Below are 19520 nucleotides of genomic sequence, written 5' to 3' on the forward strand. Positions count from 1 at the left end.
GCGGGAAATCCGATCGAATCAAGTGCGTCCGGCCTGATGAAGAGGGGGCGCCGACTGTTGAAACGCTTGCCGTTGGAGACGAATGTGCGGGTGACACGAATAGAAGTACCGGATATCGGCGATTATAAGAACATCCCCGTGATCGAAGTTCTGGTGGGAGTCGGACAACGCGTCGAACAGGAGCAGTCGCTCGTCATGCTCGAGTCGGACAAGGCGACGATGGATGTGCCCAGTCCCACCGCTGGCGTGATCAAGGAGATGAAGGTCGCGGTTGGCGAGACGGTGTCGCAAGGCACGTTGATCGCGCTGCTCGAAAGCGACGACGAGCGGCAGGACGACGCGGTGCCTGTGCCTGCGGGCGCCTCCGCTGCGCGCGGTCTCGCGTGTCCGCCGGCGAATGTCACGACAGGGCCAGTGCCGGCGCCCGCGCCGGCGCCCGAACTGAAATCCGCATCCGCGCCATTGCATCGCGCCCCGGCGCGCGAAGGCGAGCCGTATCGCGCAAGCCATGCGTCGCCGTCGGTGCGCAAGCTCGCGCGAGAACTGGGCGTCGAGATATCGCATGTGCAGGGCACCGGTCGGAAGCAGCGCGTTACATCGGAAGACGTTGCAGCATTCGTCAGGAATGCGATGACGGCATCGTCCGGCACGTCTCCCCTTTCGACGCCTGTCCCGGCGAACGGCGCGGAGCTGGGTTTATTGCCATGGCCGAAGGTGGATTTCGCGAAATTTGGTCCCGTCGATTCGCAGCCGCTGTCGCGCATCAAGAAGATCTCGGGCGCGAACCTGCATCGCAACTGGGTGATGATCCCGCACGTCACGAACAACGACGAAGCGGACATCACCGAGCTCGAAGCGCTGCGCGTGCAGCTGAACAAGGAGCACGAGAAGGCGGGCGTGAAGTTCACGATGCTCGCGTTCGTGATCAAGGCGGTCGTCGCCGGGCTGAAGAAGTTCCCGATCTTCAATGCGAGCCTCGACGGCGACAATGTGGTGTTCAAGCAGTACTACCACATCGGGTTTGCCGCCGATACGCCGAACGGTCTCGTCGTGCCCGTGATCCGCGATGCGGACAAGAAGGGGCTCGTCGACATCGCGAAGGAAACGGCCGAGCTGTCGAAGGCCGCGCGCGACGGCAAGCTGAAGCCGGATCAGATGCAGGGCGGCTGCTTCTCGATCTCGTCGCTCGGCGGGATCGGTGGGACGCATTTCACGCCGCTTATCAATGCGCCGGAAGTGGCGATTCTCGGGTTGTCGCGCGGGCAGATGAAGCCGGTTTGGGACGGCAAGCAGTTCGTGCCGCGGTTGATCCTGCCACTCTCGCTGTCGTTCGATCACCGCGCCGTGGATGGCGCGGAAGCCGCGCGGTTCAATGCGTATCTCGGAGCGTTGCTCTCCGATTTTCGGCGCATCGTTCTTTGATGAGTGGAGGGGCTCGCGGGGGCGTGGGGTTTCTGTGGGGTTTCTGTCGGTCATCCACGCCTCGTCGTTGAACTTGCTTTCATAACGGTCCGCTAGCGTCGCCCCTGCGCGGGGCGGCGGTCACTTTTCTTTGTCTTCCAAAGAAAAGTAACCAAAAGAAAGGCGCGTCCTTGGGCGGACAGCAAAGGTGGTTCTGCCCAACTCCCCGTTCTCCAGTCAGGCCGTCGTTCAGCGTTCGAGCCTTCTCCCTCTTTCAGCAGCCAAACAAGAAGGGGACGTACATGTGTCTCATCGAAGTCAAGGTTCCGGATATCGGCGATTTCAGCGGCGTCGATGTCATCGAAGTCAACGTCAAGCCAGGCGACATGATCGAAAAAGAACAAACGCTCATCACGCTCGAATCCGATAAAGCCTCCATGGAAGTGCCCAGCGACGTCGCCGGCACAGTCAAGGAAGTCAAGGTCAAAGCCGGCGAGAAAGTCTCGCAAGGCACCATCATCGCCATCGTCGAAACAGCAGCAAGCGACGCCGCACCCGCGAAAGCACCCGAGGCAGCGAAACCCGGAGCGGCTGCACCCGCTCCGGCCGCCGCCGCTCCCGCAGCCGCTCCGGCTCCCGCGCCGCAAGCCGGCAGCTACAGCGGTGCCGCCGACATCGAGTGCGACATGCTCGTGCTCGGCGCCGGCCCCGGCGGCTACTCAGCCGCGTTCCGCTCAGCCGACCTCGGCATGAAGACGGTGCTGGTCGAACGCTACTCGACGCTCGGCGGCGTGTGCCTGAACGTCGGTTGCATCCCGTCGAAGGCGCTGCTGCACACGGCACTCGTCATCGACGAAGCCGCGGCGCTCGCGTCGCACGGCATCACGTTCGGCAAGCCGGAAGTCGATCTCGACAAGCTGCGCGACTTCAAGGGCGGCGTGGTCAAGAAACTGACGACGGGCCTCGCCGGCATGGCGAAGGCGCGCAAGGTCGAAGTGGTTACCGGCGTCGGCACATTCGTCGATCCGTATCACATGGAAGTGCAGGGCGAAAACGGCAAGAAGGTCGTCAAGTTCAAGCAGGCGATCATCGCCGCAGGCTCGCAAGCCGTGAAGCTGCCGTTCATGCCGGAAGACCCGCGCGTCGTCGATTCGACGGGCGCACTCGAACTGCGCCAACTGCCGAAGCGGATGCTCGTGATCGGCGGCGGCATCATCGGCCTCGAAATGGCCACGGTGTACGCGACGCTCGGCGCCGAGATCGACGTGGTCGAAATGATGGACGGCCTGATGATGGGCGCGGACCGCGATCTCGTGAAGGTCTGGGAAAAGTACAACGCGAAGCGCTTCGGCAACGTGATGCTGAAGACCAAGACGGTCGGCGCGGAAGCGAAGGAAGACGGCATCTACGTGAAGTTCGAGGGCGAAAAGGCGCCGGCGGAAGCGCAGCGCTACGACCTCGTGCTCGTCGCGGTGGGCCGCAGCCCGAACGGCAAGACGATCGGCGCCGACAAGGCGGGCGTCGCCGTCACCGACCGCGGCTTCATCGACGTCGACAAGCAGATGCGCACGAACGTCCCGCACATCTTCGCGATCGGCGACGTCGTCGGCCAGCCGATGCTCGCGCACAAGGCCGTGCATGAAGGCCACGTCGCAGCGGAAGCCGCGCACGGCGAGAAGGCGTACTTCGACGCGCTGCAGATCCCGTCGGTGGCCTATACCGATCCGGAAGTGGCGTGGGCCGGCAAGACGGAAGACCAGTGCAAGGCCGAAGGCATCAAGTACGGCAAGGCCGTGTTCCCGTGGGCCGCATCGGGCCGCGCGATCGCGAACGGCCGCGACGAAGGCTTCACGAAGCTGATCTTCGACGAGGAAACCCATCGCGTGATCGGCGGCGGCATCGTCGGCCTGAACGCAGGCGACCTGATCAGCGAAGTGTGCCTCGCCGTCGAAATGGGCGCGGACGCGGAAGACATCGGCAAGACGATCCATCCGCATCCGACGCTCGGCGAATCGGTCGGCATGGCCGCCGAGCTGTACGAAGGTGTGTGTACGGACCTGCCGCCGCCCAGAAAGGCCTGATCGCCATCTCGGCTTGCGTGTCGCAAGTATGACGAATAGCGGGTTTTCCCGAGCGTGCGCCGAGAATGTCTGTTTTTGGTGATAACTCGACTTTTTATCGGAATTTTCCGGAGAGCTGCCTCGCATAAACTCGTTCATCAGGTGATGTTGTTCGAATGCATGCTGGAGCGGAAATCGATGTTCTTCCCGAAAGTGAGCGTTCGAACCTCAGGGCACCGGAGCCTTGTGCAAAGAGGAGACCCAGGTCATGAACGTTGCGCTGGACAGGATAGACCTTAGCATCCTGAGTGAACTTCAGGAGGACTCAAGTTTGACGAATCTCGAACTGGCGGCTCGCGTCAACCTGTCGCCCTCTCCCTGTCTCGTCAGAGTCAGAAATCTGGAGCGTCTCGGTGTAATCAGCCGGCGCGTCGCCGTGCTCAATGCGTCCCTTCTCGGCCTGGGCATCATGGCCATCGTCGAGATCAGTCTGGAGCGGCAGGGCATGCAGGCGCGGGAGAGTTTCGCCGACACGGTCAGAGGCATCACCGAAGTCATGGACTGCTTCATGATGACCGGGCAAACCGACTATCTGCTGCGCGTGGTGGCGAGGGATCTCGTCGAACTCGAACACATCATCACACACAAGCTGACGTCGCTTCCCGGTGTGGCCAGCGTTCGCTCGAACGTCGTCCTGAAACGGCTTGCCAACAAGACGACGCTTCCTATCGACAAGACACGGCCTATCCAGATTCATGGACTGGCGCAGGCGTCGTGATCACATCGCGTAAGGTGTTCTCATGAGTAACGCAATGCCCGCCGGCCGGCCGGCGGATTCGCGCGCCGACATCGCAACGGCGTCGGAGATTATCGAAGAAGCGCGCGCCGGGCGGATGTTCATTCTGGTCGACGACGAGGATCGCGAGAACGAAGGCGACCTTATCATTCCCGCGCAATTCGCCACGCCCGACGCCGTCAACTTCATGGCGACGCATGCGCGTGGCTTGATCTGCCTCGCGATGACACGCTCGCGCTGCGAATCGCTGGGCTTGCATTTGATGAGCCGAATCAACGGCTCGCGGCACGAGACGGCCTTCACGGTGTCGATCGAGGCGCGTGACGGTGTGAGTACCGGCATCTCGGCGGCCGACCGTTCCCGCACGATTTCGATTGCGATCAATCCGGAAACGGGGCGAGACGAGCTCGTTTCTCCCGGGCACGTCTTTCCGCTCATGGCGCGCGACGGCGGCACGCTCGTGCGCGCGGGTCACACCGAGGCGGCAGTAGATATCGCCCGGCTGGCCGGGCTCGCACCGGCCGGTGCGATCTGCGAAATCATGAACGACGACGGCACCATGGCGAGGCTGCCGGACCTCATCGCCTTTTCACGGCGGCATCAGCTGAAGCTGGGCACGATCGCCGATCTCATCGCGTATCGCCGACGAACGGAACGGCTCGTGGAGGCCGTTGAACACGGCAGCTTTACCGAGCCGAATGGAAGGCATTGGCGGATCGTGGTCTACCGGAACCGGATCGATCAGGTCGAGCATATCGCCTTCGTCATGGGCGATCTACGGGGAGCGGACCCTGTTCTCGTGCGCATGCATGCGATGGATACCATGAACGACGTCATCGGCGGTCACCACCTCGCGTCCCTACGCGGCGCCGCGCGTTTGCTGGCGGACGAGAATCGCGGCGTCATCGTGGTGATCCGCGAGTCCCGCGTCACGGCCGTGTCGGAACGTGTGCGTTCCATGATGCATCCCAAGCCTGCCGAGCCGGAACTGCGTGATTACGGAATAGGCGCGCAAATTCTCACCGAACTCGGCGTGAAGAACATGATCCTGCTCTCCAATCATGAAAGAACGATCGTGGGCCTGGAGGGCTACGGTTTGAATATGGTGGAGCAGAGAAAAATAGAGCGGATTCACGACCATCAGGAAGTCTGACGCCATCCGGTCGTGCCGCCGTGCCGATGCAGAAATCGGGGCGTCCCGTTCTGGTTGCGGGGGCACTTTCCGGATGAAGTCGTGCCGCTCATTGCAGGGCGTTTCGTGACCATAAAAGCAACTGGAGGAGAGATGAGACACGCAGAAAACCCCGGCATCGTCGGCGAGCGCGCGAGTGCCATGGCCGCGGGGCGGCCCGCATGAAAACAACGGCAGACAATCCCTATACGATCGGACTCGAGCGCGACCGGCCGAACTTCATTGCCTTGTCGCCGCTGACGTTTCTCGAACGCGCCGCGTCTGTCTGGCCGGAGCGCACGGCCATCGTGCACGGCACGATTCGCCGCGACTGGGCCGAAACCTATCGGCGTTGCCGGCTGCTCGCCGGTGCGCTGCGCGGGCGCGGCATTGGCAACGGCGATACGGTGGCGATGATCGCGGCCAATACACCGGAACTGTTCGAGGCGCATTTCGGTGTACCGCTTTGCGGCGCCGTACTGAACACCATCAACACACGGCTCGATGCCGACACGATCGCTTTCATTCTCGACCACGGCGACGCGAAGCTGCTGATCACCGACCGCGAATTCTCCCCGACAGTGAAGAAAGCCCTGGCACGGCTTGGCCGCGTCATTCAGGTCATCGACATCGACGATCCACAGTGTGGAGAAGGCGATCTGCTCGGCGAAAAAGACTACGAAGCGTTGCTGCAGGAGGCCACGCACACGGAATTCTCTGTCGCGATGCCGGAAGACGAATGGCAGGCCATTTCGCTTAACTACACATCCGGCACGACGGGCAATCCGAAAGGCGTGGTGTATCACCATCGCGGCGCATATCTGAACGCCGTGTCGAATGCACTATCGTGGCATCTGGACGAGGACACGACCTATTTGTGGACCTTGCCGATGTTTCATTGCAATGGTTGGTGCTTTCCCTGGACCATGGCGTTGGTGGCCGGCACCAGTGTCTTTCTGCGCCATACGCGGGCCGAGCGGATTCTCGCCGCCATCCGCACCGAGGCGGTCACGCATTTTTGTGCCGCGTCCGTGGTGTTGAACATGATCAATAACGCCGCGCCGGAGCTGAAAGCGGGCATTCGTCACCGAGTCAAGGTCATGACCGGCGGTGCGCCGCCGCCCGCTTCGGTGATCGCCGGCATGGAGTGCATGGGCTGGGAGGTGACGCACGCGTACGGGTTGACCGAGTCTTATGGGCCGGTCGTGCAATGCGTGTGGCGCGAGTCGTGGAATGCGCTCGAGCTCGATGCGAAAGCGCGACTCAAGGCCCGCCAGGGTGTGCGCGGCCCTGTTCTCGAGGCAATGATGGTGGCCCGCCCGGATACGCTGGAGCCCGTTCCAAAAGACGGGCAAACGCTCGGCGAGGTATTTCTGCGCGGCAACAACGTCATGAAGGGCTACCTGAAGAATCCGGACGCCACCGTGGAGGCATTTTCCGGCGGGTGGTTTCACACGGGCGATCTCGGGGTATGGCATCCCGATGGCTACCTGGAAATCAAGGATCGCTCGAAGGACATCATCATCTCGGGAGGCGAAAACATTTCGTCGATCGAGATCGAGGACATACTGTATTCCCATCCCGCTGTTCTGGAGGCGGCAATCGTCGCGCGTCCCGACGACAAGTGGGGCGAGACACCTTGTGCTTTCATCACGCTCAAAGACGATTCGGTCGTGACTGAAGCGGACATCATCGCGTTTTGCCGCGAGCGGCTGGCACATTTCAAGGTGCCCAAGACCATCGTGTTCTCGCCACTGCCGAAGACTGCGACCGGCAAGATCCAGAAGTTCAACTTGAGGGAACGAGCGCGCCAGCTGTGAAAGAGGCGGCGGTGTAGCACCAGCCGCCGCGTTTCGATCAACGCGAGGAAGCCTCCTTGTTGTCCACTCGAAATTTGCCGGGACTTTGTCCCATGGTCTTCTTGAACATGGTGATGAACGAGTTCGGACCTTCATAGCCGAGCTCGAGCGCCACTGCGTGAACCGACGCGCCTGCCGACAATCGCTGAAGCGCAATGATGATATGCAGACGCTCGCGCCAGCGCCCGAAGGTCATGCCGGTTTCGCTGCGTACCAGCCGCGCGAGCGTACGTTCGCTCATCGCATATCGGCGCCCCCATTCCGCGATCGTGCTGCGGTCGGCGGGGTTGTCGAGCAACGCCGAAGCGATCTGTTGAAGCCGGGGATTGTCGGAGATCGGGAGAAAGACGTCGTCGGGCGCCAGCAGCGCGAGCTGATCCAGCAACACTCTGGCGAGCCGGCCCACCGGGCCGTCCTTCGGATAGTCGGGCGGAAACCTGGCCAGTGAACGGATCAGCTCGCGGATGAGCGGCGTGATCGTAAAGCTGCGGCAGTCGGTGGGCAGACCGGCCTCGTCCGGTGGAATGAAGATGACGTACAGCTTGGCGAAATCGGAAGCATGATTGCTGTGAGGAATGCCGCCCGGAATCCACACCGCGCCGTTGGGCGGGACGATCCACCATCCGCTCGGTGATCGGCACATGACCGACCCGCTCAATGCGACGACCATTTGCCCCTTGCGATGAACGTGCATCGGCAGCTCATCCTCTTTTCCACTCGTCTCCAGGAGAACGGAAATGACCGGCAAATCGACGGAGTCCGGATCGAACGGTTGATAGTTGATCTTCACCGGGTCTGTCATGGCTCGCGAAGCGGACATACGGATTTCAGGATTTTCGGGTTCCACGGTTCACTCGCTTTCTGCGCCTGCCGGGCCTCGGTGAATTCATGTGTCGTCGCCCTCGGCGCAACATACGGTGGGCCATCCGACTGACGCGATTTTAATCCGCCGAATCAACGATGGCGCCGGCAAATCAAAATTAAATTTGGGCCTGCTGGACCTACACTGACCCGATGAAAATTCACGAGACATCAGGTATGAAAACCGACGAATTGATTCGCACACACATCGACACGGACGTCGTGCGGCTGACGATCAACCGGCCACCGGCAAACGCACTGAGCGAACCGCTCATCACCGCATTGATGTCCATCTTCCGCGACCTCGCTCAACAAGACGTGCCACCCGGCATCGTGCTCACCGGGGCAGGAGAGAAGTTCTTTTGTGCCGGCGGCGATATCAATGAAGTGGCGGACCACGAGCTCGCCCTGTCGCGCATGGAAGCGTTCCACGCGTTCCTGGCGCAACTCGAGCAGTATCCGAGCCCGCTCGTGTGCGCGGTCAACGGCTATGCAGTGGGTGCCGGATTCGAAATGGTGCTGCATGCGGATTACGTCGTCGCGTCCGCTGAAGCCCGGCTGGGATTTCCCGAGATCAATCACGGCTTGTTGCCCGCGGCAAAAGGCATGCGCCACGCGGCGGCCCTGCTGGGTCGACGTGCCGCGCGTTCGCTGCTTTTTTCAGGCGAACTGATCACTGCCGGAGAAGCGTTGGCGATAGGTGCGGTGGACGCAATATCCGCGCGCGATGAAACGCTGCGAGACGCGCTGGCCAAATGCCGCGAGCTTTGCACCAAAGATCCCCAACTCTTCGCCGCCATCAAGCGAACGCTGCGCGAGAGTCCACGGATGAACGACGAAGCGCTGCTGCAGATGACGCTCGATGACCTGCGTGGATATCTCGGTAACGCGCAGACCGCGGACGCAAGATCCAGATTTCTGAACCGCAACAAGAAGGTCTGATCGTGAGCAATCTCAAACTGCCGGAAACGCTGCATCTTGCGCGCATGACGTATGAGGACGTGGCGGCTGCATTGGCCACGCAGTTCGATCGCGTCATCATTCCTTGCGGCGCAATCGAGCAGCACGGCCCCCATCTGCCGCTGAGCATGGATGCCGATCATGCTGACGCGCTCGCCGTGGAAATCGCCACATCGCTGGGGCGAACCCTGATCGCACCGACGATACAAGCGGGATGCTCGAAGCACCACATGGCCTTCCCGGGCACGATCTCGTTGCAGGAGCATACGTATGCCGCGCTCTGCCACGATTACTGCGTGAGCCTCGCGACACATGGATTCAAGCGCATCTACCTGTTCTCTGCGCATGTCGGTAACTTCAATGCCCTTCATGCGATGTTGCCGGGATTGCGACAGGCTGTCGGGCCGGACGTCCAGGTGCTTGCCTATACGAATCATCAGGCGTGGCTGCGTGAATGGCGACTGGCGGTCGAGAAAGCCGGCGGCGATCCGGCATCCGTGGGCGGACACGCAGACATCGCCGAAACCTCCCTCATGATCCACCTTCATCCCGACAGTGTCCGACTCGCTCAACTCACGGCAGGCCACGTGGGCGTCATGACGACCGAGCAATTGAACCGGATGTGGAAGGAAGGCGTGGCGTCCATCTCCCGAAACGGCGTGCTGGGCGATGCGCGAGGATCGTCACGCGAGATTGGCGAGGCCTGCCTGCGTGCGACGGCGAGACTTCTCGCGTCGGCATTTGCAGCCGAATCGTCGACGTAGAAAAGGGCGGAAAGGCGGCAGCATGATCTGCCGGTATCGGCAAGGTCGCGGCATGAAAAGAATAAAAAATGCTGCGGGATCTGCGGCAATATTTATTCACGGAAACAAAAGTGACATCAAGGCAGAAACGGCATCCATATAGATAAGTACCACTATCTAATAGGGATGAGACGTTTCGAAATAAAGTCAAACGGCGATGTCCATTGGTTAACGGCGCGACACTGACCGAACCTCGGCAACAGTTCGCGCGCGCCGTGAATTTTCAAATTACGACTGTCAAGGAAAAGAAAATGCCATTGAAATTCGGTTTTTGGTCCGAGCAGGAGACGCAGGTCGGGCATAGCTACTCGAACAGGCTTCGCGAGCTGGTTCGCGAAGCGCTTTTCGCGGAGCAAATGGGTTTCGACTTCGTTGCTTTGTCGGAGCAGCACTTTGCGCTTGGCGGAGTGTCGAGTTCGGCGCCTGAAGTGGTCTTTGGTTATCTCGCGGCCGTCACCTCGCGCATCAAGCTTCGTCCTGCCGTGGCGTTGATGCCGAAGGCCATCAATCACGCACTACGTACCGCGGAACGGCTGGCGGCCACCGACATCCTCTCCGACGGTCGGATGGAGATGTATTGCGGGCGCGCGAACACGACGATCGCAATGCGCGCGTTCAATGTATCGCCCGAGGAAACCCTTCCGCAGATGGAAGAGGGCATGGCGCTGTTGCGCAAAGCGATGCGTGAGGACGTTTTCACCTTCGACGGAAAGTACTACCAGGTGCCGCCCCGGTCGCTCGTGCCGAAGCCGTTGCAAAAACCGTATCCCGTGCTCGGCGTTGCCGCCACCAGCGCGAACAGCCACGCTTGGGCCGGCTCGGAAGGCCTCGCGGTGATGAGCCATGCGATTTATCAGGGATGGGAAAAACAGAAGGGTCTGCTGGACACCTACTGGAAGAGCTGGAAGCGCGATGAGACCGGACCGTTGCACAAGCCGCGTGCCGGCATGCCGCTCTTCATCGGTATCGGCAAGACCGACCAGGAAGCGAAGGACACTTACGCCCGCGCGATCATGAACTACGCGCGCATCTCGACCGACGCCTATCCGCGGCTCGCCAAACTCGCGGACAACTACGCGTACATGGCCGAAAGCGTGCCCGCGATGCAACGCGCAGCCGAAGATTGGGACTACCTCCTGAACGAATCCGCCACCACGGTGTGCGGAAGCCCCGATACCGTCATCCGTCAGTTGGAGCAATACGAGAAGCTCGGAATCGACGAGGTGCTGCTGCATATCGACTCGGTACCGCACGAGCAGATCATGTCGGCGATCGAGATGGTGGGTCGCTACGTGATTCCTCATTTCAACGATCGCAACAATATCGTCCGCCCGACCGACGAGTTGCTCGAGAAGATTCGCGCCATGCGCCCGCAGGCTGCCAACCCGCAGCACACTCAAGGATGAACCTACGTATGAATACGTCCTCGCGCTATCAGTATCTGAATGTCGAACAGCGGTCCTCCGGTGTCGCGATTGTCACGATGAATCGCCCGGAAATCCTGAACGCCATCAATTGGGACATGCACAGCGAGCTGGAACGGGTGTTCGTCGATCTGGATCACGACAAATCGGTCAAGGCGATCGTTTTGACCGGCGCCGGCCGCGGTTTCTGCTCCGGCGGCGATCAGAAGTCGATCGACAATGGCGATATCCCGTCGGCGACGCGCGGCGGCCGTCACCTCGTGAGAAACATGCTCGAGGTCGAGGTGCCGATCGTGGCGGCGGTCAATGGCGTGGCCGTGGGTCTGGGCGCGACGCTCGCGCTGTTCTGCGACATGATTTATGCGAGCCCGACCGCACGGTTCGCCGATACGCACGTCAATGCCGGTGTCGTTGCGGGCGACGGCGGTGCGGTGATCTGGCCGCTTCTTCTCGGGCCGGTCCGCGCCCGGCACTATCTGATGACGGGAGACTTCGTCAGCGCCGAGGAAGCGCTGACGATGGGGATGATCAACAAGATCGTAGAAAGCGACAAGCTGCTGGAGGCGGCGATCGATTACGCGGAACTGCTCGCGAGCGGTCCGCGCGACGCGATCGTCTGGACGAAATACTGCGTCAACAAGCTCATCAAGCAGAATGCTCATCTGCTTCTCGATACGTCGCTCGCTCTGGAGACGATCACGTTCAATTCCCCCGAGCGCCGCGAAGCGGTAGCTTCGTTTACCGAAAGGCGCAAGCGCTTTGGAGACAACTGGAAATGAACGCGGCACCGTGGACTTCCGGCAGTCAATTCGCGACCACCACCATTCCGGCCTTGCTGATCGAGCGCGTGAAGAACGACGCCGACGCAAACGCGTTCTTTCAGAAGCGTGCCGGGGAGTGGGTGCCCACCACCTGGAAAGGCTATGCGAACGCAGTTTGTTCCGTATCCGCCGCCCTCAGGGCGGCCGGTGTAGCACGAGGCGATCGGATTGCCATCATGGGCGACGTATCCCGGGAGTGGCTCATTGCCGACATGGCGACGATCTGCTCGGGAGCGGTTACGGTAGGCGTCTATTTCACCGCGTCGGTCGAAGAGGTCCGCTACTACCTGGAGGATTCAGGGGCGAGACTCGCTTTTGCCGGTAGTGCCGAACAGCTTCGGATCATGGAAGCCGCCGATACGTCCCGCAGGCTCCTCAAGATCGTGGTGCTCGATCCGGACTGGAAGCGCCCGCCTGGCGAAACCGGCATGAATGTCGTTTCACTCGCCGAGTTCGCGTCGCATTTTTTTGGCGACGAAGTCGCTTATCTGCGTGAGCAGTCCGAGCTTGCGAGGCCGACGGACCTGGTGAGCCTGGGTTATACCTCCGGAACCACGGGGCCGCCCAAAGGCGCGATGCTAACGCATGTGTCGATGCTCGCGGGCGCGTTCACGTGGCCGACCTTCTGTCCGGCGATATTGTCCGAACCGCAGCGCATGGTGGTCCATCTGCCGCTTTCGCACACGGTCGCGCGCATTCAGGCGACGACGCTGCCGTTGATCGCGAAGACGGTACCTTACTTCGTCGACGTGTCGGCCGATTTCGCGAAGTGCATACAGGAAGTCAGACCGACGTCCTATATGGCGCCGCCGCGCTTCTATCAGAAGTTCGCGACCCAGATCATCAACCACGTAAACGGCAGCAGCGAAGCCGAGCAGAGAAACTACAAGCTCGCGCTTGGCATCGCGCGGGAAGTGCTGGCCGATCGGCTGGACGCAGGCACGGGCGACCCATTCAAGGAACAGCTCTACGCCACCTGCCGTGAGCGCGTTTTCAAGCCGTTGCTGGCCAGAATCGGCTTCGACGATTTGCGCTATCCGTATACGGCATCCGCGCCAGTGCCGCCCGAGGTCGTCACACTGTTTCAGTTGTGGGGCGTCAACCTGAAAGAGAATTACGGGCAAACGGAGATGGTCGGCGGAAACCTCGCGCAGGTGACCGACTGGTCGAGGCCTGGCAACTCCGGCGTCCCGCTTGACGACCCCGCCTGGGAAACCCGCGTGTTGCCGGACGGCGAAATGATCGTTCGGGGGCCGGGGCTGTTCATCGGCTACTGGAACAAGGAAGCCGAAACGAAGGCCGCGTTGCGGGACGGCTGGCTGTATACCGGCGACATCGTCAACGTTGGCGCGGACGGTTCGTACAAGCTGATCGATCGAAAGAAGGAGCTTATCAATACGGCCGCCGGCAAATCGATCAGCCCGGTGCAGATCGAAAACGAACTTCGCCAGAGCCCGTACATTACCGAGGCACTGGTGATTGGCGAAGGGCGCAAGTATCTGACGGCGTTGATCGAAGTCGACGGCACGCTCACCATGGATTGGGCCAGGACGCGCGACCCTTCGGTCACGCAGTACGCCGATCTCGCCACCTCGCAGATCGTTATCGACCTGATCCGTGAAGAAGTGGAAAAGGCGAACGCGAGGTTGGCGCGGGCAGAGCAGATCAAGGCGTTCAGGATATTCCCCGAGGAACTCACACCGGAAAACGGCGTGATGACCGCCACGCGCAAGAAACGCCGCAAGGCATTGACGGCACGCTACGGGCACATTATTGCCGGCCTTTACGACGATGCCGAAGAACAGTTGATCAAAGAGCAGCTTGCCGGTTCAGGGCCAGCAGCTTCCGTTCACCAGCAATAGGAATCGCCGGCAGCGCAACTGGCCACGAGAACCCGTCGACGGTGCGGCGCGGGCGATGAACGGCGCAACGCCACGGGTACTTCACCACGCATGCTTCATGCAAGTACCTGTGGCGCTCCGCCATGAAGCCGCACCCCTGTTCCGTCCACCGAGAGAGGTACCGCCGTGATCGCACTTTCCCCTGACCGCACGACCTTCCGCGAAGCCATGTCCCGTATCGGCGCCGCGGTGAATATCATCACCACCACGACACCTTCCGGCGATGTCGGCATGACGGTGTCCGCGGTGTGCTCCGTCACCGACGACCCTGCGACGGTGCTCGTTTGCATAGGCCAGTCCAGCCGTCAATATGGCCACTTCAGCAAGGCGGGCATCATCTGTGTCAACGTTCTTTCCCATGAGCACGAGATGCTTGCACCGATCTTCGCGGGCAAGGGTGATGTCCCGATGAGCGAGCGCTTCACGTACGGCGAGTGGATCCGGCTCGTCACGGGTGCGCCGGTGCTGGCCACAGCGGCCGCGAGTCTCGACTGCACGGTGGACCGAAGCATCGACATCGGCACACATACGGTCTTTTTCTGCGCCGTGCAGGCGGTACATCTCGGTTCCGCGTGTTCGGGCCTCGTCTATCACGGGCGCGCTTATCATCGGCTGCCGCAGCAGCATGCGTGAGACGGCGCGGATGTTCGCGACGGACCATAAGGCCACGCTGATTGTTGCCGGTCGAATCATGAGAGTGCGACACGGGCAATCTGATTCCCATCAGATGTGCAATGGGATTGACATCCTCCGCTGCCTGAAGGCAGGGGAGGATGTCAAGGTCATGCCGTACGCTCCCAACGTTCCTTGCCGATTGGCTAAAGGCGTTCTTACCATCCGCGCTGAATGCCGGTCTTTACGAGGTGTGCGTCATAGTCTTCCTCGGAACTGAACTGGGCTCTAAGGGCATTGTAATAGTCAGGAGCTTGAACACCATGGATCTGATGCCCGTTACCATTTGACGCCTGATAATATGGGTTCATTCCGGGCCGATCTGGCACGACTACGGCCTGCGGATATACCGACTGACGCGCGGCTAATTCCCGATCAACTTGACGAGCGGTGTGCGCATGCGATTGCGGGACGTAAACGCTACGAAACTCTGACGGCGGAATACTGTGACGGGTGTCTTCGTACGGGGATGCATATGCCGCTGGGGCACTTGCGTGCGCTGTCACCATAAAAGTATTTTGCATCCGATGATAGGCCTGCGATTGCCCCTGCGGTGACAAACTTGTTGTTTGTTGATCCTTCGCCATCATCGCGAGAACCTCCTCAGGCTTCATACCGTACTCCACCACCGCGTCATTAAAATCTTTACGTTGTTGGGGATTCAACGAGCTAAGCACCTCTTCCATTGATGGCGCGTGTGTTTCAGTATGCAGCGGGCCGTATCCATGGCGCTCAAGTGCGACGGAAAGCGCCCCATGCGCAGGGTTTTCCAGAGCCATGCGCGCGGCGCGCGCCCTCTGTTGAGGATCCGAGCTACCCTGTATCCGGGTAACATCAATATTGTTTCGCTCCACTTGACCGTCGTGCGATTGATTAAATGCGATGTTCTGAGCTCGCATCTCGTTTTGAGGAAGGATACCGTGTCGCCTTACGCTGCTATAGGGGGCAGCAAACGCGGGATCAGTCGTCGTTGGCGCAGAAGATGGACGCCCGTGGAATGCCGGAGGCATCCCATGGATAGGAGGCTGCGTGTTAGAGGCGGGCCCAGTCCCCGACCCTCCCCCCGAGCCGGGCGCTGGGTACGGTTCATGAAAATCAGTCGTGTAAGCGTTGTTGCCGTACGTAACTCGCGGAAAGCTGTTGCTGCCGTTCATGTGGGTTTCTCCGGGTAACACAAGGTTTAGTACCGATATTAATGATGTACGCCGACTCGGAAGCCTCACTCACGCGCAATAAAAGCATGAAACGCGAACCAGAGAACGCTTCAATCTGGAAGCGGCAATTGACCGGGAGTAGTGCAACTCAAGATTGCACCTGTGAAGGAATTCTTCCGCATGCGCGACGAGCTCGGCCGGCGCGAGCGGAACCTCTGGCAGCAGATGCGGGCGCGGATCGCGAGCGAAGTCGAATCGAAGGTGCGGGCGTCATTTGGCTAGCACTTGATCCTTCTCTTCTCACTCACTGAATCCGGCTCCGCGCCGGGTTTTTTCATTTGTGCAGGTTGTTGACGACGGAGAATGCCGACGCTAGCGGATGGGCTCGACGGCGCCACGTTCCACGGCAGCAGTTCGTTGATGCGGTTGATTGGATGGTCAGCGATACGCTCGAGCACTAGGAGAGATATGCCTCGGCTGCCGCCAGTCAAAGCCCTCGAGCAGGAGCGAGAGCGGGGCAGTTGTCAGCGCGACTGTTCCAGAGTCGGCGTGGGCAGAGATCAATCGCGGCGCGATTGCTGAAAACCTCGCAGTGGCACGTTCGCTGGTGCGCGACGGCGTGAAGATCTATTTCGTTTGCAAGGGAGACGGCTTCGGCTTTGGCGCAGCCACCGTCGCGCGGCTCGCGGCCGACGCGCGCGTCGACGGCTTTTGCGTCGGTAGTCCAGAAGAGGGCGCGGCGATTCGCGCGGCCGGCATCAACCACGAAGTGCTGCTGTTCGCGTCAACGCTGCCGGAGGACGCCGCGCGCGTCGCGTCACTCGGGTTGACGGTGACGATCCAGAGCATGGAAAGCCTGCACGCGTTCGTGTACGCCGGCATTGCGGTGGACGCGTTCGTCGAGATCGATCCGGGGTTCGGGCGATTCGGCTTCCTGCCGTCGCAATGGCAGGAAGCGTTTCGCGCGCTCGCCGCGCAGTCGGTCGTGCGGCTGAAAGGCATCTACACACATCTGAGTTCACCCGGCGTCGATACCGTGACCGGCCGCCAGGCCGGCGTTTTCGATGCCGCGCTTGCCGATGCGCGAGCGGCCGGATTCGACGACTTGACGACGATGCTTGCCAGTTCGCGCGTGATGATCGCACATCCGGAACTGAGCTATCGCGCGGTCGATCCGGGACGTCTGCTGTACGGAGCGCTCGATCGTGAATGGATGGAGCGGGTACCTCTGCAGCCGATGCTGCGAGCGGTGCGCGCCCGCATCATTCATGTGCAACAGCATCCGGCCGGATCCATGCTCGGCATCGGCTATGCGGCGCCAATTCGTCTTGAACGAGCGATGCGTGTCGGCGTCGTTCCGATCGGCTTCGGAGATGGACTGAATCATGTGCCGCCGCTCGGCCACGTATTGGTCCGCGGCGTGCAGGCACGGGTGCTGGGGCGCCGTTCACTGCAGCATACGGTGATCGATTTGACGGATCTGCCCGATGCCGGTATCGGGAGTGTCGTCACGCTGGTTGGCGAAGATGGAGGGAAGCGGATAACGATCGATGAACTCGCCGATACCTTGAAGTTGCCGGTCATGGAGTTGCTCCCGCGACTCGTGCGTAGTCTGCCTCAGATTTGCTTGTCGTAAAGCGGCATTGAAGCCGTGCTGGTCGACATCAGATTTCCGGTTCTGGTCCGCGCCGGCACTCAGCAACGTCGGCGTTCGGCGTCGCGCTGTCGGCTCAGATGCCGTTCGTGATTGCGTTCGGCCCGCTCGTCACGCTGTCGAGCACGGTGCTCGCGAGCAACGGTACCGCATACCAGTCGGAACTGTTTCCGACCGCGATCCGCGGGCGCGCGCTCGGCTTCGTGCATTCGATCGGCCGCCTGACCGGGGCCGATAGCAGTTTCATCATCGCGCTGCTGCTCGAGCGGGCGGGCGTGTCGGCGGTGTTCGCGCTTATCGGCGGCAGCATACGGACATTGATTTTACATAAGGTAAATTATCAACCGATCAGATTGTAATGGCTAGATTGAAATGTCCGCTTTTGGCTACATAGAAATGTCCGCTTTCGTGCCGCGTAAGCTGAACGGCCGCCGGGTGTCCGGCGCCGGAGGCTGCGATGGCTGCAACGGAGCGGATCACGATGACGATGCGCGAGCTGGACCGATTCAAGGTCATTCAGGACGTGGCGGACGGCAAGCTCAAGCCATGGCGTGCGGCAGAACGGCTGGAATTGACGACGCGGCAAGTTCGCCGGCTGGTCGCCCGGCTGCGTGAGCATGGTCCGGCAGGTTTGGTGTCGGGACACCGATCGAAGCCCGGCAACCGTCGCCTGGACCCAGGAGCCGCCGACCGGGTGCTCTCGATCATCCGCCACCGCTACGCCGATTTCGGGCCGACGCTGGCCTGCGAGAAGCTATGGGAATGCCATGGCATTCGGCTGGCCAAGGAGACGGTCAGGAAGCTGATGACGGACGCCGGCTTGTGGATTCCGCGCCGGCAACGACCGCCGAAGGTCTACCAGCCGCGAGCGCGCCGGGCATGCCTGGGCGAACTGATCCAGATCGACGGCAGCGACCATCGATGGTTCGAGGAGCGTGCGCCGGCGTGTACGCTGCTGGTGTATGTGGACGACGCGACGAGCCGGTTGATGATGCTGCACTTCACGCAGACCGAATCGACCTTCAGCTACTTCGAAGCGACGCGAGCGTACATCGAGCGGCACGGCAAACCTGGGGCGTTCTATAGCGACAAGGCCAGCGTGTTTCGCAACGTGAAGCCGGGCAAGACCGGCAATCGCGTGACGCCGTTTGGCCGGGCGATGTACGAGCTGAACATCGACACGTTCTGCGCGAACAGCAGTTCGGCCAAGGGGCGCGTGGAGCGAGCGCACCTGACGTTGCAGGATCGATTGGTCAAGGAGATGCGATTGCGCGGGATCAACACGGTGGCCGACGCTAACGCTTACGCGCCCTCCTTCATGGCCGCCTACAACGCACGCTTCGCGAAGCCGCCGAAGAGCGACTTCGATGCGCATCGGCCGCTGCGGGCCGACGAGAATCTGGACTTGGTGCTGACGTGGCGCGAGCCGCGAAAGGTAACGAAGTCGCTCACGGTGCAGTACGACCGGGTGATGTATTTGCTGGATGACACGCCGGCCAACCGGAAGCTGATCGACCGCCAGATCGAGGTATGGGAGTACCCGGATGGGCGGATCGAAATCCGGGCTGATGGTCGTGTGTTGCCGTACCGGCAATACGATCGCCTGGCTGAAATCGATCAAGGTGCCGTCGTTGAGCACAAGCGTTTGAGCCATGTGTTGCAGGTCGCGCAAGCCCTTCAGGCGCAACGCGATAACAGTCGAATCGGTAAAGCTCCGTCTCGAACGCATCGAGGCGACTCAACCCGGACCGACCGAAACGAACCTCATACGGGCAAGAAGAAGCAACGCGAGATCACGCAGACCGACGTCGAGCATGTGATCGTGGATCTGGCGCAACGTAGGCAGACCGCAAAGCCCTCAGACAAACCTGGCCGCCGGTCTGCAAAAGCTGGAGAAACAAACGTGAGCGCCCTGCCCGTTCAAGCACCGACCTTCGACACTGCGTAACGGTCAAAACGAGGAAACAGAAGTAGCAAAACCAA

16 protein-coding genes and 1 pseudogene are annotated in these 19520 nt (G+C 61.0%); 14 read left to right on the forward strand and 3 right to left on the reverse strand.

Annotated features, from left to right (window positions below):
- The first annotated feature begins 36 nt into the window (after positions 1-36).
- The 5 genes from aceF (at position 37) to BAMB_RS32370 (ending at position 7248) form a co-directional block, all read left to right on the forward strand.
- Positions 37-1422 (forward strand): dihydrolipoyllysine-residue acetyltransferase, encoded by a 1386-nt coding sequence (aceF, locus tag BAMB_RS32350; RefSeq protein WP_011661372.1) that lies wholly within the window; start codon positions 37-39, stop codon positions 1420-1422.
- Between the two features lie 281 nt (positions 1423-1703).
- A complete protein-coding gene (gene lpdA / locus BAMB_RS32355; protein ID WP_011661373.1) occupies positions 1704-3482 on the forward strand; it encodes a dihydrolipoyl dehydrogenase in 1779 nt (592 codons plus the stop codon).
- 247 nt (positions 3483-3729) lie between these two features.
- The gene (locus BAMB_RS32360; RefSeq protein ID WP_011661374.1) at positions 3730-4239 is read left to right on the forward strand and encodes an Lrp/AsnC family transcriptional regulator; all 510 of its coding nucleotides are present in this window, start codon (positions 3730-3732) and stop codon (positions 4237-4239) included.
- 22 nt (positions 4240-4261) lie between these two features.
- Positions 4262-5410, forward strand: coding sequence for a 3,4-dihydroxy-2-butanone-4-phosphate synthase (gene ribB / locus BAMB_RS32365; RefSeq protein ID WP_011661375.1), 1149 nt, complete (start codon positions 4262-4264; stop codon positions 5408-5410).
- A gap of 200 nt (positions 5411-5610) precedes the next feature.
- On the forward strand, positions 5611-7248 hold the full coding sequence (locus BAMB_RS32370) for an acyl-CoA synthetase (protein ID WP_011661376.1): 1638 nt from the start codon (positions 5611-5613) through the stop codon (positions 7246-7248).
- 37 nt (positions 7249-7285) lie between these two features.
- Here BAMB_RS32370 and BAMB_RS32375 read toward each other — a convergent pair whose 3' ends face one another.
- Positions 7286-8107, reverse strand: a complete 822-nt coding sequence (locus tag BAMB_RS32375; RefSeq protein ID WP_011661377.1) for an AraC family transcriptional regulator — start codon at positions 8105-8107, stop codon at positions 7286-7288.
- A 218-nt stretch (positions 8108-8325) separates the two neighbouring features.
- Here BAMB_RS32375 and BAMB_RS32380 point away from each other — a divergent pair, with 218 nt between their 5' ends.
- From BAMB_RS32380 to BAMB_RS32405, 6 genes are all read left to right on the forward strand, one after another.
- Positions 8326-9090: an enoyl-CoA hydratase/isomerase family protein gene (locus tag BAMB_RS32380; RefSeq protein WP_041491832.1), complete on the forward strand. Its 765-nt coding sequence runs from the start codon at positions 8326-8328 to the stop codon at positions 9088-9090.
- A 2-nt stretch (positions 9091-9092) separates the two neighbouring features.
- Positions 9093-9872, forward strand: a complete 780-nt coding sequence (locus tag BAMB_RS32385; RefSeq protein WP_011661379.1) for a creatininase family protein — start codon at positions 9093-9095, stop codon at positions 9870-9872.
- Positions 9873-10162: 290 nt separating this feature from the next.
- Positions 10163-11317 (forward strand): LLM class flavin-dependent oxidoreductase, encoded by a 1155-nt coding sequence (locus BAMB_RS32390; protein ID WP_011661380.1) that lies wholly within the window; start codon positions 10163-10165, stop codon positions 11315-11317.
- Positions 11318-11325: 8 nt separating this feature from the next.
- Positions 11326-12114, forward strand: a complete 789-nt coding sequence (locus BAMB_RS32395) for an enoyl-CoA hydratase/isomerase family protein (protein WP_011661381.1) — start codon at positions 11326-11328, stop codon at positions 12112-12114.
- Positions 12111-14018: an AMP-dependent synthetase/ligase gene (locus tag BAMB_RS32400; RefSeq protein ID WP_011661382.1), complete on the forward strand. Its 1908-nt coding sequence runs from the start codon at positions 12111-12113 to the stop codon at positions 14016-14018. Before BAMB_RS32395 ends, BAMB_RS32400 begins: the two co-directional genes overlap by 4 nt.
- Before the next feature lie 165 nt (positions 14019-14183).
- Complete coding sequence (locus tag BAMB_RS32405; protein WP_011661383.1) at positions 14184-14690, forward strand: flavin reductase; 507 nt, start codon at positions 14184-14186, stop codon at positions 14688-14690.
- Positions 14691-14887: 197 nt separating this feature from the next.
- Here the strand turns inward: BAMB_RS32405 and BAMB_RS35775 are convergent, their stop codons facing one another.
- Positions 14888-15628: a hypothetical protein gene (locus tag BAMB_RS35775; RefSeq protein WP_127456117.1), complete on the reverse strand. Its 741-nt coding sequence runs from the start codon at positions 15626-15628 to the stop codon at positions 14888-14890.
- 635 nt (positions 15629-16263) lie between these two features.
- Positions 16264-16341: pseudogene (locus tag BAMB_RS36320) on the reverse strand (transposase domain-containing protein); the annotation flags it as partial.
- Between BAMB_RS36320 and alr the strand changes: the two are divergent.
- From alr to BAMB_RS32425, 3 genes are all read left to right on the forward strand, one after another.
- Positions 16314-17519, forward strand: coding sequence for an alanine racemase (alr, locus tag BAMB_RS32415; RefSeq protein ID WP_011661384.1), 1206 nt, complete (start codon positions 16314-16316; stop codon positions 17517-17519). The pseudogene BAMB_RS36320 and the gene alr sit on opposite strands and share 28 nt — an antisense overlap.
- Positions 17520-17617: 98 nt before the next feature.
- Positions 17618-17896 (forward strand): hypothetical protein, encoded by a 279-nt coding sequence (locus BAMB_RS32420; RefSeq protein ID WP_011661385.1) that lies wholly within the window; start codon positions 17618-17620, stop codon positions 17894-17896.
- A 98-nt stretch (positions 17897-17994) separates the two neighbouring features.
- Positions 17995-19485, forward strand: a complete 1491-nt coding sequence (locus BAMB_RS32425) for an ISNCY family transposase (RefSeq protein ID WP_011658838.1) — start codon at positions 17995-17997, stop codon at positions 19483-19485.
- Positions 19486-19520: the final 35 nt, after the last annotated feature.

The sequence above is a fragment of the Burkholderia ambifaria AMMD genome, from assembly GCF_000203915.1.
Taxonomy (GTDB): domain Bacteria; phylum Pseudomonadota; class Gammaproteobacteria; order Burkholderiales; family Burkholderiaceae; genus Burkholderia; species Burkholderia ambifaria.

Bases quoted from the DNA above. Each gene is read 5' to 3' on its own strand.
- aceF (WP_011661372.1), top strand. From the start codon at position 37: ATGAAGAGGGGGCGCCGACTGTTGAAACGCTTGCCGTTGGAGACGAAT.
- lpdA (WP_011661373.1), top strand. From the start codon at position 1,704: ATGTGTCTCATCGAAGTCAAGGTTCCGGATATCGGCGATTTCAGCGGC.
- BAMB_RS32360 (WP_011661374.1), top strand. From the start codon at position 3,730: ATGAACGTTGCGCTGGACAGGATAGACCTTAGCATCCTGAGTGAACTT.
- ribB (WP_011661375.1), top strand. From the start codon at position 4,262: ATGAGTAACGCAATGCCCGCCGGCCGGCCGGCGGATTCGCGCGCCGAC.
- BAMB_RS32370 (WP_011661376.1), top strand. From the start codon at position 5,611: ATGAAAACAACGGCAGACAATCCCTATACGATCGGACTCGAGCGCGAC.
- BAMB_RS32375 (WP_011661377.1), bottom strand. From the start codon at position 8,107: ATGTCCGCTTCGCGAGCCATGACAGACCCGGTGAAGATCAACTATCAA.
- BAMB_RS32380 (WP_041491832.1), top strand. From the start codon at position 8,326: ATGAAAACCGACGAATTGATTCGCACACACATCGACACGGACGTCGTG.
- BAMB_RS32390 (WP_011661380.1), top strand. From the start codon at position 10,163: ATGCCATTGAAATTCGGTTTTTGGTCCGAGCAGGAGACGCAGGTCGGG.
- BAMB_RS32395 (WP_011661381.1), top strand. From the start codon at position 11,326: ATGAATACGTCCTCGCGCTATCAGTATCTGAATGTCGAACAGCGGTCC.
- BAMB_RS32400 (WP_011661382.1), top strand. From the start codon at position 12,111: ATGAACGCGGCACCGTGGACTTCCGGCAGTCAATTCGCGACCACCACC.
- BAMB_RS35775 (WP_127456117.1), bottom strand. From the start codon at position 15,628: ATGCGAGCTCAGAACATCGCATTTAATCAATCGCACGACGGTCAAGTG.
- BAMB_RS32420 (WP_011661385.1), top strand. From the start codon at position 17,618: ATGCCGTTCGTGATTGCGTTCGGCCCGCTCGTCACGCTGTCGAGCACG.
- BAMB_RS32425 (WP_011658838.1), top strand. From the start codon at position 17,995: ATGGCTGCAACGGAGCGGATCACGATGACGATGCGCGAGCTGGACCGA.